Source organism: Paraburkholderia phenoliruptrix (assembly GCF_019511605.1).
Classification (GTDB): Bacteria; Pseudomonadota; Gammaproteobacteria; order Burkholderiales; family Burkholderiaceae; genus Paraburkholderia; species Paraburkholderia phenoliruptrix_A.
In genome coordinates this window covers 69,022-85,514 of record NZ_JAEUAV010000002.1, presented here as the reverse complement: position 1 = coordinate 85,514, position 16,493 = coordinate 69,022, and the positions used below count along the sequence as shown (strand labels likewise).

Below are 16,493 nucleotides of genomic sequence, written 5' to 3'. Positions count from 1 at the left end.
AAACATGGCCACACTGACTCTGCAAGATCCGGCTCTATTGAAGAGCGCCGCGTACATCGCCGGAGAATGGCAACGCGCGGACGACGGCGCGAGCTTCGAAGTCGTGAACCCGGCAACGGGAGAAACCATCGGCACGGTGCCGCGCATGGGCACGACGGAAACGCGCCGCGCCATCGCCGCAGCGAACGCCGCCTGGCCCGCCTGGCGCGCGAACACCGCCAAACAGCGCGCGGCGATCCTGCGCAGATGGCACGACCTGATGCTCGAGCATGCCGACGATCTCGCGCTGATCCTGACCACCGAGCAGGGCAAGCCGCTTGCCGAGGCAAAGGGCGAGATCCAGTACGCAGCATCCTTTCTCGAATGGTTCGGGGAGGAAGCGAAGCGCGTGACCGGCGACACCATCCCGACGCCCGCAAGCGACAAGCGCATTGTCGTGACGAAGGAACCGGTCGGCGTCTGTGCAGCCATCACGCCGTGGAATTTCCCGGCTGCAATGATCACCCGCAAGGTCGGTCCGGCACTCGCGGCGGGCTGTCCGATCATCGTCAAACCGGCCGAAGCCACGCCGCTCTCGGCGCTCGCGCTCGCCGTGCTGGCCGAGCGCGCGGGCGTGCCGCGCGGCGTGTTCAATGTCGTGACGGGCGAACCGAAAGCGATCGGCGCGGAAATGACCAGCAACCCGATCGTGCGCAAGCTCTCGTTTACGGGCTCGACGCCGGTTGGGCGTTTGTTGATGGCGCAGTGCGCGCCCACTGTGAAGAAGGTATCGCTGGAACTGGGCGGCAACGCGCCGTTCATCGTGTTCGACGACGCCGATCTCGACGCTGCCGTCGCGGGCGCGATCGCGTCGAAGTATCGCAACAGCGGCCAGACCTGCGTTTGCACCAACCGCTTCTACGTGCACGACCAGGTGTACGACGCATTTGCCGAGAAGCTGCGCGCCGCCGTCGAGCAACTGAAGGTGGGACGCGGCACCGAGGCCGGCGTCACGCAAGGTCCGCTGATCAACGAGGCGGCTGTGCGCAAGGTCGAATCGCATATCGAGGACGCGCTTGCCAAAGGCGCGCGGGTCGTCACGGGCGGCAAGCGTCACGCGCTCGGTCACGGCTTTTTCGAGCCGACCGTGCTCGCCGACGTGACGCCCGAGATGAAGGTTGCGCGCGACGAGACCTTCGGCCCGCTTGCGCCGCTGTTCCGCTTTTCATCGGACGAGGAAGTGATCCGGCTCGCGAACGATACGGAGTTCGGCCTCGCGTCGTACTTCTATAGCCGCGACATCGGGCGCGTGTGGCGCGTTGCCGAAGCGCTCGAATACGGCATGGTGGGCATCAATACCGGCCTGATCTCAAACGAAGTCGCGCCGTTCGGCGGTGTCAAGCAATCCGGTCTTGGGCGTGAAGGCTCTCACTATGGGATCGACGATTACGTCGTCATCAAGTACATGTGCGTGGGGGGTGTCTGAACGTGAAAACGGCACGCCAGCGCGTGCCGTTCTTGTTTGGCGCTTGTCTTTGGCGCCAGTACTTCGCACCTGCCTTTCGCCCCTGCCTTTCGCCCTTAGTGCGCGGCGAGCAGCGCCGCGCCACACTCACTTAGTGGGCGACGTACACCGGCGCCGAATACGAGCTCGACGTAACCTCGGCGCGGCTGCCGGCTTGCGACGAACCGTTGGTCGCCGAACCGTAACCGCTCGTCTGGGCCGTACCGTTCTGCGCGGCAACGCGCGCCTCAGCGGCCTGGATGTTCGCCGGGTAATCGTAGTCGTTCGCAGTGGCCGGGTTGTAGCCGGCCTTTTCCAGTTGAATCAGCTCAGCGCGGACCTGAGCGCGCGTGACCGGCTGGTTCGACTGCGCGAACGCCGCGAGCGGTGCGGAAATAAGAGCAGCAATAACAGCGGCTTCGATCAGCGATTTCATGATTACTACCTCCAGAGATTGTTTTGTCAGGCGCCGAAGGCGGTTGTCTTCAGCAGATGGACACAGTCTAGGAGGCAGACGACCTAGGGTAAACCCCGAATCTGCGAATTCACTGTTGCGAGGCGCGTGCTAATTCGCCGGCTCGCGGGCTGATTTGCGCTTTGGGCGGCACCAACGCGCCGCCCGGTTGCCGGTCGCTTCTCGGGCTCATGCCGAAGCGCGCGCGATACGTCCGCGAAAAATGCGACGGGGACTCGAACCCGCAAGCGACGCAAATGGACGTGACCGACATGTCCGTCTGTTGCAGCAGTTCGCGCGCGCGGCCAAGCCGCAATTGCAGATAGAAGTGCGTGGGCGTGTCCTTCAGCGACGCGCAGAAGAGCCGTTCCAGTTGCCGGCGCGTCACGCCGATTTCCTGCGCGAGCCGGTCGGGCGTGAGCGGCTCTTCCATATGCTGCTCCATCACGCCAATCACCTGTATCAGCTTGCGATTGTGCACACCGTAGCGCGCGGCAATCTCCATGCGCTGATGATCCGAACGCTGGCGGATGCGGCTCACCACGAACTGCTCCGACACCGCCGACGCCAGCGCGGCGCCATGCTTGCGGCCGATCAGGTCGAGCATCATGTCGATCGACGCAGTGCCGCCCGCGCAGGTGATGCGCCGCGCGCCGATCTCGAACAGTTCCTGACTGGCATCCAGCGACGGGTAGCGCTCGCGAAATGCCGACAGCGCCTCCCAATGCACCGTCACGTTGTCCGCGCTGCCGAAAAGCCCCGCTTCCGCGAGCACGAAGCTGCCGGTGTCGATGCCGCCGAGCGTCGCGCCCGCGCGCGCGAGGCGCTTTAGCCGCTCGCCAAGTTCGCGCGTGTAGCACGCGAGCGGCTCGAAGCCCGCCACCACGAAGAGCGTAGGGCCGCCGCCGGACGGCTCACCGTGGCTGCCCTTGCCCGCCTCGCCCAGATTGCCCGCTTCGTCCAGCTCGCCGATTGCTGCGTCGGCGTTGATCGAAATGCCGTTGCTGGCCGCGACCGGCGCGCCGTTCAGACTGACAATGCGCCAGCGGTACAGCTCGCCGCGAAAGCGGTTCGCCACGCGCAACGGCTCGACAGCCGACATGAAGCCGATCGCCGAATAGCCCGGCAGCAGCAGGAACGATATCTCTTCAGGCATTTCGCGGGAATCCGGTAAAGGCACACAAGCCGGGAGCGCGAGCGGACGCGCGGTTCCCGGCGAGCGTAGCAAGCGGCTAGCGAGCGGACAAGGCGCCAAAAATCGCGGCGGGCACATGCTGCGTTGCAATGCCGGAGGGCTTGCGCAACCGCGAACTCCCGCCGACGCATGCCCCTGGTGGTTTTCCCTCGTTGTCGCGTAGAAGCAAGAAGGGGTCGCTGACGGTCGCTTTGGCGGCAATATGGGGCATTAACGTTAGTGCCATTCCGTACGCATGATTGATCGGTTCATGTAGCACCTCGTGCATCACTTGCCGGCGGGCCGCCCTTTGCATTGGAACATCGGGGCGACTCCTTTCGAAAACGCTAACAGACGTATATCGGCGTCAATAGGGAAGGTCATGAAGTCACGCATCAAAACGCTGCTCGCCCAATTTGCCCGGCGCGGCCAATCCACACAAGCTGCGCGACGGGCCCGGCTCGCTTGCGCCGCGGCCGCCTGCGTTGCGGCCGTCACCGCGCTGCCCGCGTCGGCCCAAGACCCGGCCGCCTGCCGCGCCGTGCGCTTCGCGGACATCGGCTGGACCGACATCACGTCGACCACCGCGCTCGCCTCCACCGTCTTCGAGGGGCTCGGTTATCAGCCGGTGACCACCGTCGCTTCGGTGCCCATTTCGTTTGCCGGCCTGAAGAGCAAACAGCTCGACGTGTCGCTCGGCTACTGGTGGCCGGTGCAGGAGAAAGCGATCGCGCCGTTTGTCGAATCGAAATCCATCGACGTGCTGCAACCGCCGAACCTGACCGGCGCGAAGGCCACCTTCGCGGTGCCGGGCTATGCGTATGACGCGGGCCTGAAAACCTTCGCCGACATCGCCAAACATCGCGATCAGCTCGACGGCAAGATCTACGGCATCGAGCCCGGCAGCAGCGCCAATGCGGCCATTCAGAAGATGATCGCCACCAACAAGTTCGGCCTTGGCGGCTTCAAGCTGATCGAATCGAGCGAAGCGGGCATGCTGGTTTCAGTGGAACGCGCAATTCGCGACAAGAAATGGGTGGTGTTTCTCGGCTGGGAACCGCATCCGATGAACATTCAGATCGACATGAAATACCTGTCCGGCAGCGACGGCGTATTCGGTCCGAACGACGGCGAGGCTCGCGTGTACACGCTGACCTCCCCCGACTATCTGACGCGCTGCCCGAACGCGGGCAAGCTCGTGAGCAACCTGCGCTTTTCCACGCAGCTCGAAAACGTGGTGATGCAGTCGGTAATGAACAAGGAAAAGCCCGCCGATGCCGCAAAGGCGTATCTGAAGAAAAACCCGCAGGTACTCGACGCATGGCTTGCCGGCGTGAAGACCTACGACGGCAAGGAAGGTCTGCCCGCGGTCAAGGCTTACCTCGGGCTGTGAATTTCACGAGTGGCGCACTGAACACGCACTGAACAATCAGAGGAACCTGTACGCATGAACCATGAAGTTATCGTGACCTGCGCGGTCACCGGCGCCGGCGATACCGTCGGCAAGCACCCCGCCATTCCCGTTACGCCGAAGCAGATTGCCGAGGCCGCCATTGAAGCGGCAAAGGCCGGCGCCACCGTCGCGCATTGCCATGTGCGCGACCCGAAGACCGGCCGCGGCAGCCGCGACCCGCAACTGTATCGCGAGGTGGTGGACAGAATCCGCTCGTCGGGCACGGACGTCATCATCAATCTGACCGCGGGCATGGGCGGCGATCTGGAGATCGGTCCCGGCGAAGACCCGATGCGCTTTGGCGCCAACACCGACCTGGTGGGCGGCCTGACGCGCCTCGCGCACGTCGAGGAACTGCTGCCCGAAATCTGCACGCTCGACTGCGGCACGCTCAATTTCGGCGACGGCGACTACATCTACGTGTCGACGCCTGCGCAATTGCGCGCGGGTGCGAAACGCATTCAGGAACTCGGCGTGAAGCCTGAACTGGAGATCTTCGATACGGGCCACCTCTGGTTTGCCAAACAGTTGCTCAAGGAAGGGCTGCTCGACGCGCCGCCGCTCTTCCAGTTGTGCCTGGGCATCCCCTGGGGGGCGCCCGCCGACACCACGACGATGAAAGCGATGGTCGACAACCTGCCTGGCGGCGCGCAATGGGCCGGCTTCGGCATAGGCCGCATGCAGATGCCGATGGTCGCGCAGGCCATTCTGCTCGGCGGCCACGTGCGCGTGGGCCTCGAAGACAACATCTGGCTGGATAAAGGTGTGCATGCAACCAATGGCACGCTGGTGCAGCGCGCGGTGGAAATTATCGAGCGTCTCGGCGCGCGCGCGCTGACGCCTGCCGAGGGCCGCCGCAAGCTCGGCCTGCCCGCGCGCGGCGAACGGCCGCTCGAACGGCGCGCGGCCGGCGCATACGCTTGAGCACCCGAAAAACTCATAGGCAAACAAGGATATCTCAGCAATGGCAGTGATCGTCGATATCAAAACATTCGCCGCAATCGGCGCGGGCGTGATCGGCAGCGGCTGGGTGGCGCGCGCGCTCGCCCACGGCCTCGACGTGCTCGCGTGGGACCCGGCGCCCGGCGCGGAAAAGCAGTTGCGCGACAACGTGGCGAATGCATGGCCCGCGCTCGAGCGCGTCGGACTCGCGCAAGGCGCGTCGCAAGCGAGGCTGCGCTTCGTCGATACGATCGAAGCCTGCGTCGCGCAAGCCGATTTCATTCAGGAAAGCGCGCCCGAGCGCGAGGAACTGAAGCTCGCGTTGCACGAGCAGATCAGCCGTGCCGCGAAGCCGGACGCGATCATCGCCTCGTCGACCTCGGGCCTGTTGCCGAGCGACTTCTATGCGCGGGCCGTCAACCCGCAGCGCTGCATAGTCGGGCATCCGTTCAATCCGGTCTATCTGCTGCCGCTCGTCGAAGTGCTCGGCGGCGAGAGCACGGCGGCCGACACCATCGACGCCGCGCTGCACATCTATCGCTCGCTTTCGATGCGACCGCTGCGTGTGCGCAAGGAAGTGCCTGGCTTCATCGCCGACCGGCTGCTCGAAGCGTTGTGGCGCGAGGCCCTGCATCTGGTCAACGAAGGCGTGGCGACCACCGGCGAAATCGACGACGCCATCCGCTTCGGCGCGGGCATCCGCTGGTCGTTCATGGGCACCTTCCTTACCTACACGCTTGCGGGCGGCGACGCCGGCATGCGCCATTTCATGCAGCAGTTCGGCCCCGCGCTGGAGCTGCCGTGGACTAAACTGGTAGCGCCGAAGCTGACGGACGAGCTGATCGACCGCGTCGTGGACGGCACCGCGGAACAGGTCGGCCCGCGTTCGATCAAGGCACTGGAGCGCTATCGCGACGACTGCATCACGAGCGTGCTGGCGGCAATTAGCGAAGCCAAGGCGCGGCATGGGCTGCAGCCCGCCGATTGAAGCCAGGGCTGCAAGAGCGCGCGGCTGCGCCGCGCAAGCGGCGCAGCAAGCGTACCGGGCACGGCACCGCGCTGCGCCGGACGAGCCGGCCAATGTGCCCCGCACACTGTGCGCGATCGCGGTTCGCTCACGCGCCCGACCAAGCTGCCGATCGCGCTTCCAACCACGGCCCCACCTACCAGGAGACCTGGCACCATGCCGCAAACCGCTTCCCTGCCCTGCTACCGCGACACGGTGCGCGCGGAATGGGTCGACTACAACGGCCATTTGCGCGACGCGTTCTACATGCTGATTTTCAGCTTCGCGACCGACGAACTGATCGACCGCATCGGTCTGCCCGACGCCGTGCGCAGGCAACGCGGGCGGTCCATCTACACGCTCGAAGCGCACATCAACTATCTGCACGAGATCAAGGAAGGCACGCGTGTGCGCGTCGATATGCGCGTGCTCGCGCATGACGCGAAGCGGCTGCATCTGTATCTGGAGATGTTCGCCGACGAAGGCGAGACGCCGGTGGCCGCGGGCGAGCAGATGCTGCTGCACGTCGACACCAGCGGGCCGCGCTCCGCGGCGTTCGATCCGGACGTTGCGGCGCGCGTCAAGGAACTGGCCGACGCGCACGCGGCTCTACCGGCTGCCGCCTACGCGGGCCGCATGATCGGTCTGCCGGCAGCGGCCCAACGCGGCCGGAGCCACCATGCTTGAGCCGCAAATGGCCGCGTTCATTGCGCGCGCCGCCGCCGTCTATCCGGGGCACAGCACGTCTTTGACGCCGCGCGAGCAGCGCGACATCTACGACCGCTATGCGGCCGCTTTGACGCCGCCGTTGCCGTCGCAAGTCGTCGCTGAGGACGCGCCTTTCCAGACCGCCGCCGGCCATTCGATAGCGCTGCGCCTGTATCGCAACCGCGCCCGCGCGCAGGGTTCGCCGCACGGCGTCGTGCTGTACTTCCACGGCGGAGGCTTCGTGCTGGGGTCGCTCGACAGTCATCAGCTCATCACTGCGCGCCTCGCGGCGGATACCGGCCTCGACGTGATCGCCGTCGACTACCGGCTCGCGCCTGAACATCGCGCGCCGGCCGCGCACGACGACTGCCTGGAAGTCACGCGCGCGGCGTTGCAAAGCCGGCTGCCGTTCGAGCTGCCCGCGGGCGCCACCCTGCAACTCGCCGGTGACAGCGCCGGCGCGACCCTCGCGGCCAGCGTCGCGATGCTTCTGCGCGATGAAGGCGTTGCCGGCATCGGCGGCGTTGCGCTGATCTACCCGATGCTCGGCACGGACCCGCAGCCGCCCGCACGCGATACCGAAGCGCACGCGCCCATGCTGACGCTCGCCGACGTTCACGCGTTTCGCGACATGTACTGGGGCGAAGCCGCGCCGCGCGCCGACTGGACCATTCCGCTCGCTGCCGCGCGGTATGACCTGCTGCCGCCTACGCTCGCCATCGGCGCGGAACACGACCCGCTCAGAGACGACGCACGCGTGTTCGTCGAACGCATTCAGGCAGCCGGCGGACAAGCGCGGCTGTGGATCGGTGCGGGACTCGTTCACGGCTGCTGGCGGGCAATCGATTCAAGCCCCGGCGTGCAAGCCATGCACGTCGAAGTGTGCCGCTTTCTCTCGGAACAGGCCGGGCTCGCCTGATCACCAGGATCGGCAATAAAAGTTATGCGTTATCAATAAGTCCACTTGTCACGCGCAGGCGAAACGTCCGTGCTTGCGCATAACCACTTCCCCTGCTTCTTATGCTCATGCGCGCATCCGATTGCGCGCTTGCGCGTGTTCTGTTGGCTGACCCACTGAATAAAAGAATCGCCGCGTCAACACTGTCGTCGGCCTGATGCACCGCGATCCTGGCGGCCTTGCGCGAGCCGCGCGAGGATAGCGCCGCACTTATCGCGCGCCAATAGCCACATCGTCCATTTCCCCAACAGAATGGGATGTGCCCGTCTTGTCGGCAGGCATGTGTGGCTGCCACCAGCAGCCGTTCCTGTAAAAGGAAAATCGTATGTTGATGCGAGAAGTCATTCCCCAAGCTCTGAATCGCGGCAACGCTCATCTTTCGGATAATCCGCTGACAACGGATGCCCCGAAGACCTTCGTTCATTCGTTCGACATCTATCTAAAAGATTCGAATGCCTTCATGAACACTTATTTCGCGCGCTACTTCGAATGGCAGGGCGTGTGTCGCGAGCGGTGGTTCCACGAGTGCATTCACGACGATCTGCTCGGCTCAGACGGCATGTTCGTCACCAAACGCGCGCATCAGGAATATGTGCATGAGACCTTTCCGTTCCAGCGTGTGGACTGCTACCTGAACACCGTGCAGGTCAGGCAATGCTCGGCGTACTTGCTGTTCCGCTTTTGCGTCGACGGGCGCAAGGTGTCGCAGGGTTATCAGCAGATTCTGTACGCCGGGCGCGACCGCAAGATCCGCCGCTTTCCGGACGGCATAGTCGAACGTGTGAAGGAGTATGAGTTGCCGTTGTCCGCGCTGACCGAGTAGGACGCGGCGCATCCACGGGGCCTTAACGCCGGCGTGCGTCGCGCGCCGGCAGTTCTGGCAACGCCCTGTCCGCTGCCGAGCCCGGCAGCGGCAGGCGCACGGTAAACGTAGTATGCACGCCGCGCACCGAAGCGCATTCGATACTTCCGCCGAGCAACTCGGCTGCGCGGCGGCAAAAGGCAAGCCCCATTCCCGCGCCGCTGCCGTGGCGCTTGGTCGAAAAGAAGGCGTCGAAGATATGCGGCAGGACATCCGGCGCAATGCCCGGACCCGTGTCGCGAAATTGCAGCACGCAGAATTCGTGGTCTTCCAGCGCACCGATCGTGATCTGCCCTTCGCCGCTCACATGAATCGCGTGCAGCGCGTTTTTCAGCAGGTTGAACAGCATGAACACCACCACGGTGTCCGAGCCGGAAAAGCGCAGCGTGGCGTCGATGGGCAGCACGGTGACGCGCTCGCGTTCGCCGGCGCGAAACGGATAACGCTCCAGAGCGGAATTCACGCACTGCTGCACGGCGTGCGCGCTGAAACGGCTGCGGTCGAGGCGCTCGAGCGTAAAGGAAGCGAGCGCCATTTCGACCATCGCGCTCGTGCCCGACACTTCCCGCCGGATGGCGGTGGCAAGCTGGCTGATGCGCTCTGACTGCGCGGAATGCTCATGATCTTCGTAAAGGCCGTGAGCGACGGCGAGGCGATAGCCGTTGAACACATGACTCCACACGCTCGCAATCTCGTCCGCGTGCATGCCGATGGTGGCGAGCGGAGTCGCGATTTCATGCGCGATGGTGGCCGCCAGCGCATACGGATGAATCAGGTCATAGCGGACGATGGTGATGGCGAGCAGCCCGAGGCTCAAGGCGATGAACAGCACGCCTGGCGGATAGAACGGATAGCCGTAGTTGACCGCGTAGTCGACGGCGGCAAACGAGTAAAGACCCAGCGCCGCGAGGCACAGGTCCAGACGCCGCCGCGCCTGGCCGCCCGCCTGCTTGCGCGCGCCGAAGAGAAGCTGCGCGCTGCGCAGCGCGAGCAATACCGTTTGCAGCACATGCAACGGATGCAGGGGACCGGCGAGCGGATAGTAGCCGAAGAAATAGTGCCGATAGCCCGACACCACCTCATTGCCGGGCAGCAGGGCCGCGAGCACGAAACACAAGCCATATGAGGCCAGCAACACGGGCCGCTCGCGGCGCCGCGCCGCCACCTCTGTGACGAAGTGATAGAACGTGGTGGGCAGAAAGAGAATGAACAGGTAGCCTGCGCGCACCAGCAAGCCCGCTACGTGCGGGTCTTCTGTCTGAAACAGCAAGGTCCATGTGCCCTGCCACGTGAAAGTGGCTGAGCACATCAGCAGGAACGGCACCGACAGCCTCGTGATGCCTTGCGTGATGACCACGTAAAGGCCGAACACCACGAACATGGCCGACACGAAGGCGGTTGGAATGGCGTACATGGGGCTCGGCGTGCCGGCAGGCGTTAGCGCGCGCGCTCACTCCGCCACTGGGCAAACGTCAGCGGCCTGATGCCGGCTTCGGCCACTTCGGGAGACTCTATCGGGCTCCAGCAGTAGAACGCCTCGCCCCAGCCGGGAATGGGTTGCGGCTTGAGCATCCGGAACTCGACATTCGAGCGATAGGCGAGATGCGGCCAGAAGAGCGGCATGACGTCGCGCACCGCCATCTGCCTGAGCAACTCGGCGGGGCCGCTTTCGTCCGCAACGATCTCGCCTTGCGCGATCCAGTCGTGCTCGGCCCATGCGACGAAGACACTTGCCCTTCCCTCGCGGTCGAACATCAGAATGGCATTCTGCTCCGGCCGCCAGTAATACTCGACGATGCCGTTCTCCTTCACCACTTCGTCGATCACCTTGTGGGTGCGCGGATCGCAATAGGTCATGCCGTTCTCGCCCAGCGCGAGCCAGCCCGCCTCGGAGCAATGGCGGCTCTTTGCGTCCTTCAGGAAGTGAACGAGCCGGTTCGCCGAATCGGCGTCGGTCTTGCGCAGATACAGATCGACAATGCCCGCGTTGAATGCTTTCACGGCGACGGTCTCGTCCGCGACGCCCGTTAGCAGAATCTTCGCGCAATGCAGGTTGGATATGGATGACAGAAATTCGACGCCGCTGACGCCAGGCATGTCGTAATCGACTACGACGGCAGCTACTTCGGCGAAGCGCGAATGGCGCGCCAGCACGTCCCGCTGCGGCGAAGTTTCGACAAAGCGATCAAAACCCGTTTCGCTCAAACATGCGGAAGCCGGCGCGAATTCCAGCGAATTTTCCCGCGCGTGCTGGCGAATGAACGCAAGCGCCGTTTGCGGGCGCGAGAAAAACAGATTGGTGGAAACATCCGGAAAGAACCGGCGCAGCGCGTCGAGGTAGTTGTCGTTGTCGTCTACGAAAACAACCGTGGTCGGATAGGAGACGGGTGGTCGAATAAACTTGTTCATATTTTCACGTGGTTCGTCAGACCGCCGCAGCGGATCAGCGTGACAGGCTCGCCAGTCGCCGCATGCGCTCACGTGGAACAGGCCGGCGTGCCGCGGCCGGTGCTGCTATTGCGCGCGCCGGGCCGGTCTCCGTTGAACGGTATAGTACAGGGCTCCCGGCTCTAACAGTACAAAGTTAAGCGCATTTGCGGCGGCGTATGCGGCCTGAATCAAAAACGCATGAGCGATGCAGATTGTGGAACGGCGGCCGCCTGGTTGGGTTGCAGCCGCGCACTGCGCGCATGCCGCAGGCTAGGGACGCGCAGCCACTTCGTCGAGATGATCCAGCAGCGCCGCGGGGTCGTCGTAGACCCGGAGGGCGCCGGCTCGCTCCAGCTCTTCCGTGCCGTAGCCACCCGACAGCAGGCCCACGCCGAGCGCGCGGCAGCGCCGCGCCGCGAGCATGTCCCAGATGCTGTCGCCCACCACCACCGAGTGTTCGATCTCGACGCCAAGACGTTCGGCCGCAGCAATGAAGAGGTCGGGGTCGGGCTTCGCGTATTTGACGTCGTCGCGCGTCACGACCACGGCTTTCGACGGATCGACGCCGAGCGCCTCCAGATTGACCGCCGCGGTTTCCATGCGGCCGCTGGTGGCCACGGCCCACGGCGTGCCCGCTTGCGTGAGCGCGTCGAGCAGTTCGCGCGCGCCCGGCAGCGGACATACTTGCGCGCGCAACCTTTTATACGCGGCCGCATGTGCCTGGCGAAGACGCTCGCTGCGCTCAGCGCTGATATCGCCATGCGTCTCGCGTAGGAGCTGGTTGGTGAAGAGGCCGCCGCTCATGCCGATCTTTCGATGAATGCGCCACACCGACAGCGAAATGCCTTCGCTGTCGAGCGCTTCTTTCCAGGCCAGCACATGCTGGTAGACACTGTCGACGAGCGTGCCGTCGAGATCGAACAGAAATGAGGTCTGGATACGCATGGTGGGCTCCTTTCGATGGCTACGCCTGCCAATATGCCACGTCACGCGCTGCGAGGCATCAGCGCGTCTTGCCGCGCCCGCCCTTGCCGCCCGTCGCGGCGCGCGGCGCATCCTTGCTGGCGGGCGCGCCGCCGCTCAATTGCTCCATCCACGACAACGCGTCGACATACGACAGAAACTGTTTCAGATAGCCTGGCGACAACTCGCGCATCAGTGAGAGCGAGCGGTGCACGAGACTGCTCGAGTTGAGCGGCCCGGCGTTGCCGGGCGCCGGCTGCAGCGACTGCCGCACCTGCCCCTCGGCGCGAACCCGGGCCCACGTCTGCCGGAAATAGTCGAGCTCGGGGAGTTCGGGATAAGCGGCCGCGTCAACGCGCCGATGACGTCGCGCCGCACCGTGCAATTCGGCGACGAGTCCGGCGAGCGCGCTGGGTGTCGGCTGGTTTCGGGAAGCGGGGACGGTCGGCGCAGTCGCTGTGTTTGCGCCGGAGGAGTTGGTGTTTTCGACGTTGGCGTGGGTGGGCCGGGCGTCTTCGTCGTCTTGATCGCGATGGTCGCGGTGGTCGCATTCGTCGCGTTGAGGGCGTTGATCGGCTTGGTCGCCTTGATTGCGTTCGTCGCCTTGTTCACGCTGACCACTCTCGTCGCCAGCGTCACCGCGTTCGATGTCGCGCGCATACGCTTCGAGCAGCGCGGCAAGCTTCGCGTCGAGCACACGCCGCGCCTCGCCGCTGTGCGCGGCGGCGCGCCGCTCGAACGCGTCGATGAAACGAAACCGCAGCGGGTCGACCCGGTCGGCGCCGCGCGCGGCCCAGGCGTCGAGGATCGCGCGCGATGTCTGCGGCGTGGCGGCTCCTTCTGTCATGTCGTCGCCCCGTGCATCACTCGCGGGGCTTCCCCGCGGCGGCCGTGGAAAGCCGCGGAACCGGCGCGATTTCCACGCGGCGGTTGCGCGCACGCCCTTGCTCGTCGGCATTCGAACTGACCGGCTGGCCCGAGCCGAACGCCGCGGCGAATACCGACGACGCCGGCACGCCCGCGTCGATCAACGCGCGCGTGACAGTCAGCGCCCGCTGCGCGGACAGTTCCCAGTTGTCCGCGAACCGACGATTGCCCTCGCGCAAGCGCTGGTCGTCGGTAAAGCCGCTCACCATCAGCATCTCGTCGTTCGCGCGCAGATAGGCGGACAAGGGGCCGGCAAGACTCTTCAACAGATCGCGCCCTTGCGGCTGCAACTGGTCGGAGTTCAGCGCGAACAGCACGTTGCCGCTGATGCCGATGCGTCCGTTGACGAGCGTCACGCGGCCGGCCGCGAGCGGGCCCGCCAGCGCCTCTTCGAGTGTCTTGCGGCGTTGCGTTTCGAGCTGACGCTGTTTGACCTCCTGCTCGAGTTTGTTCGACAGTTCGAGCTGCACGCCGATCACAGCCACCAGAATCAGCATGAACGCGCCGAGCAGCACGGACATGAGATCGCCGAACGCGGCCCAGATCGGCGTGCCAGGCTCGACGCCGCCGTCGATTTCCTCGCTCATGCCGCTCATGCCGCCTCGACTCCGTCCACGGTGCGCCGTGCCGCGAGCTGCTGCAGATCTTCGACAATCTGCTTTTGCGACATCACGCTCAAATCGACCACCTCGCGCGCCTGCGCGACGTAGTAGGCAAGCTGTTCGTCACTGCGCGCAAGCGACTTGTCGAGCGCCGCCTCGATCCTTTCCAGGTGCGCGACGAGCTTGTCGTTGGATTCGCCGAACGACTGCACGGCCGCGCCGAACGCTTCGCCGAGGCTTGCCACCTCGACGGCGCCGCCGGTGATCTGCGCGGCAATCGTGCCGATCCTGTCGGCCTCGGCCTCGACCTTTTCGGTAAAGCGGGTGCCGACTCGCTCCAGCAGATCCGCGGAGGTCGCAACGAGCGCGTCCACTGCCGCGCGCTGTTCCGTGGATGCATGGTTGACCGCGTCCAGCAGCGTCTCCAGTGTTTCCAGCAGACGGCTGCGCTCCTGCAGCATCGCCGTGTCGCGCACCATGCTGTCCGACAGTTTCTGCCGCAATTCGGCGACCACTTCGGCAGCGGCTTTCGGCGCCTCGGAGGCCGCTTGCACGAGCCCCGCGATCTCAGCGATGGTTGCGCTCGCATGCGCCTGGGTCTGCGCGGAGATGTCGCGCGCGGTCTGCTCGAACGTGTCGCAGATCTGCTGCTGACGGCTCGCGGTGCGCTCGCCCGCCTGCTGCCATTGGTCGCCGAGCGTCGCGGCGAGCGCGTCGAGCTTCGCGGTCCATGCTGCGAGGCGTGCCTCGTTTTGCTCGCCGGATTGTTGCAGTGTTTGTCCAAGCGTGGTCGAGAGCGAATCGAGTTCCGCCGTCCATGCTGCGAGGCTTGCTTCGTTCTGCTCGCCGGATTGTTGCCATTTCTCGCCAAGCGAAGTCGCGAGCGCGTCGAGCTTCGCGGTCCATGCCGCGAGGCGTGCCTCGTTATGCTCGCCGGTTTTTTGCCATGTATCGCCGAGCCTGGTTGCGAGCGAATCGAGCTTCGCGGTCCATGCCGCGAGCCGGGCTTCGTTCTGCTCGCCGGATTGTTGCCATTTCTCGCCAAGCGAAGTCGCGAGCGCGTCGAGCTTCGCGGTCCACGCCGCAAGCCGTGCTTCGTTCTGCTCGCCCGCCTGCTGCCACTCCTTGCCGAGCGTGGCCACCATCGTGTCCAGCTTCGCCGACCACGCCGCGAGCCGCTCTTCGTCGCGCGAAGCCATCACGGTCTGCATCTGCGCATGCGACTCGCCGACGGTCCGCAGCAACGACGCCGAATGCTGTTCGAAGGTCGCCGCTGCCGCAGCCAACGCCTGCTCGTGCCGCGCCGCCATTGTCTCGCCTGTCTGCTGCTGCTGCGCCAGCGCCGCCTTCCAGGCCTCGGAGACCTGCCCCGCCGCAGCTTCGAGGCGCGCGGACACGCCGCTCACCAGTGCGCCCGAACGCTCGTCGAAAGTCTGCGCGAAGCTCTCCAGCGACGCGCGCAGTTGCCGCGTCATCTCCTCGTTCGAACGCTGCTGGCCGGCGAGCGCCTCGTTCCAGATGCCGGCGACCTTGGCCGTAGCCGACTCGAAGCCGCTCGACAAACCGTCCAGTTGCCGCTGCACCGCCTGCGAAACGTTCGCCTGCAAGGCCGCGCTCTCGCGCGCGAGGCCGGCCATGGTCGCCTGCATCACAGGCTCGAGCGCCTCGCCCGCGGCCCGCGTGCTGTCCGCGACGCTTTGCTTCAACGACTGTTCGACGGACGCCGCGAGGCGCGCATAAGCAACCTGCGCCTTACTGTGAAATGCTTCCTGGCTTGCCAGTTGGCGCTCGTTGAACGCCAGGCTGTGCTGCTCCATTGCGGCCATCATGGTTTGCAGACGGTCGACGAGCGTCGGCATCAGCTCCGCTTGCCGCTGCAAAAGACGCAAGCTTTCCTCGCGCTGGTGCGCCTGCGAATAGACGCGCAGTGTGCTTGCGCTCGTCGCGTCCAGCCGCTGCGCAGCCTCGAGCCGATCGCGGCGGCACAGCGCGGACAGCAGGCCGAGCATTGCCGAACTCGCGACGCCGGCGATCGAAGTGCCGAACGCAAAGCCAAGACCCTTGACCGGCGCGGCGAGCGAAGCGCGAATCGCCGCCAGATCGGTCGCGCTGTCGAGCGCGAGGCCGGTGCCGCGCAGCGTCACGACCATGCCGAGCAGCGTGCCGAGCATGCCGAGCAGCACCAGCAGGCCGACCAGATACGGGGTGAGTGCCGGGCCCGGCAACGCAACGCGCTCGCCTTCGATACGCAGTTGCGCCGCATTGCGCAAGCTCGGATGCAGCTGCGCGAGCCACGCGTCAAGCCGCGGCGGCGGCTCGGACAGGCCGTCGAGCGCGCGGGCGAGCGTGGCCGTGGCCGCGCCGTAGCACCGCAATTCGAGCGCGCCCGCCAGATAGAACGCGCCGATCAGCAGCGTGACGGCCAGCGCGAGCCAGTTGGAACCGACATAGCCGACGGCAATGCCGCACACCGCGGCGAGACCTGCCGCGAATACAACGAGATCAATACGATATCTGGACATAGTGTCCCA

The 16,493-nt window shown here is 65.3% G+C and carries 16 protein-coding genes; 7 read left to right on the top strand and 9 right to left on the bottom strand.

What is annotated here, in order from left to right:
• The first annotated feature begins 4 nt into the window (after window positions 1–4).
• Complete coding sequence (gabD, locus tag JNB89_RS03870; protein WP_220361327.1) at window positions 5–1,465, top strand: NADP-dependent succinate-semialdehyde dehydrogenase; 1,461 nt, start codon at window positions 5–7, stop codon at window positions 1,463–1,465.
• A 130-nt stretch (window positions 1,466–1,595) separates the two neighbouring features.
• On the opposite strand, the gene JNB89_RS03865 is transcribed toward gabD, so the two are convergent.
• Both JNB89_RS03865 and JNB89_RS03860 read right to left on the bottom strand, forming a co-directional pair.
• A complete protein-coding gene (locus JNB89_RS03865) occupies window positions 1,596–1,919 on the bottom strand; it encodes a DUF4148 domain-containing protein (RefSeq protein ID WP_220361326.1) in 324 nt (107 codons plus the stop codon).
• Window positions 1,920–2,028: 109 nt separating this feature from the next.
• Entirely contained in the window at window positions 2,029–3,093 is a 1,065-nt protein-coding gene (locus tag JNB89_RS03860) for a GlxA family transcriptional regulator (protein ID WP_220361325.1), read from the bottom strand.
• Between the two features lie 400 nt (window positions 3,094–3,493).
• On the opposite strand from JNB89_RS03860, the gene JNB89_RS03855 reads away from it, so the two are divergent.
• The 5 genes from JNB89_RS03855 (at window position 3,494) to JNB89_RS03835 (ending at window position 8,139) form a co-directional block, all read left to right on the top strand.
• On the top strand, window positions 3,494–4,504 hold the full coding sequence (locus JNB89_RS03855; protein WP_220361324.1) for a choline ABC transporter substrate-binding protein: 1,011 nt from the start codon (window positions 3,494–3,496) through the stop codon (window positions 4,502–4,504).
• A 54-nt stretch (window positions 4,505–4,558) separates the two neighbouring features.
• Window positions 4,559–5,488: a 3-keto-5-aminohexanoate cleavage protein gene (locus JNB89_RS03850; protein ID WP_013342707.1), complete on the top strand. Its 930-nt coding sequence runs from the start codon at window positions 4,559–4,561 to the stop codon at window positions 5,486–5,488.
• A 40-nt stretch (window positions 5,489–5,528) separates the two neighbouring features.
• Window positions 5,529–6,494: an L-carnitine dehydrogenase gene (locus tag JNB89_RS03845; RefSeq protein ID WP_220361323.1), complete on the top strand. Its 966-nt coding sequence runs from the start codon at window positions 5,529–5,531 to the stop codon at window positions 6,492–6,494.
• Window positions 6,495–6,689: 195 nt separating this feature from the next.
• Window positions 6,690–7,199: a thioesterase family protein gene (locus JNB89_RS03840; RefSeq protein ID WP_220361322.1), complete on the top strand. Its 510-nt coding sequence runs from the start codon at window positions 6,690–6,692 to the stop codon at window positions 7,197–7,199.
• Complete coding sequence (locus tag JNB89_RS03835; RefSeq protein WP_220361321.1) at window positions 7,192–8,139, top strand: alpha/beta hydrolase; 948 nt, start codon at window positions 7,192–7,194, stop codon at window positions 8,137–8,139. Before JNB89_RS03840 ends, JNB89_RS03835 begins: the two co-directional genes overlap by 8 nt.
• Before the next feature lie 22 nt (window positions 8,140–8,161).
• Here JNB89_RS03835 and JNB89_RS03830 read toward each other — a convergent pair whose 3' ends face one another.
• Complete coding sequence (locus tag JNB89_RS03830; protein ID WP_220361663.1) at window positions 8,162–8,602, bottom strand: hypothetical protein; 441 nt, start codon at window positions 8,600–8,602, stop codon at window positions 8,162–8,164.
• On the opposite strand from JNB89_RS03830, the gene JNB89_RS03825 reads away from it, so the two are divergent.
• Window positions 8,504–9,001 (top strand): acyl-CoA thioesterase, encoded by a 498-nt coding sequence (locus tag JNB89_RS03825; RefSeq protein ID WP_135891291.1) that lies wholly within the window; start codon window positions 8,504–8,506, stop codon window positions 8,999–9,001. The two genes, JNB89_RS03830 and JNB89_RS03825, sit on opposite strands and share 99 nt — an antisense overlap.
• A gap of 22 nt (window positions 9,002–9,023) precedes the next feature.
• Here JNB89_RS03825 and JNB89_RS03820 read toward each other — a convergent pair whose 3' ends face one another.
• The 6 genes from JNB89_RS03820 to JNB89_RS03795 all read right to left on the bottom strand — a co-directional run bounded on the left by JNB89_RS03820 (window position 9,024) and on the right by JNB89_RS03795 (window position 16,484).
• Window positions 9,024–10,454, bottom strand: coding sequence for a sensor histidine kinase (locus JNB89_RS03820; RefSeq protein ID WP_220361320.1), 1,431 nt, complete (start codon window positions 10,452–10,454; stop codon window positions 9,024–9,026).
• A 23-nt stretch (window positions 10,455–10,477) separates the two neighbouring features.
• Window positions 10,478–11,449 carry a response regulator gene (locus tag JNB89_RS03815; RefSeq protein WP_220361319.1) on the bottom strand — a complete coding sequence of 324 codons (972 nt, stop codon included), beginning with the start codon at window positions 11,447–11,449 and terminating at the stop codon, window positions 10,478–10,480.
• 291 nt (window positions 11,450–11,740) lie between these two features.
• Window positions 11,741–12,415, bottom strand: coding sequence for an HAD family hydrolase (locus tag JNB89_RS03810; RefSeq protein WP_013342700.1), 675 nt, complete (start codon window positions 12,413–12,415; stop codon window positions 11,741–11,743).
• 58 nt (window positions 12,416–12,473) lie between these two features.
• On the bottom strand, window positions 12,474–13,280 hold the full coding sequence (locus JNB89_RS03805) for a DUF2894 domain-containing protein (RefSeq protein WP_220361318.1): 807 nt from the start codon (window positions 13,278–13,280) through the stop codon (window positions 12,474–12,476).
• 16 nt (window positions 13,281–13,296) lie between these two features.
• Window positions 13,297–13,947 carry an OmpA family protein gene (locus JNB89_RS03800; RefSeq protein WP_220361637.1) on the bottom strand — a complete coding sequence of 217 codons (651 nt, stop codon included), beginning with the start codon at window positions 13,945–13,947 and terminating at the stop codon, window positions 13,297–13,299.
• A 5-nt stretch (window positions 13,948–13,952) separates the two neighbouring features.
• On the bottom strand, window positions 13,953–16,484 hold the full coding sequence (locus JNB89_RS03795) for a DUF802 domain-containing protein (protein WP_220361317.1): 2,532 nt from the start codon (window positions 16,482–16,484) through the stop codon (window positions 13,953–13,955).
• Between the last annotated feature and the right edge of the window lie 9 nt (window positions 16,485–16,493).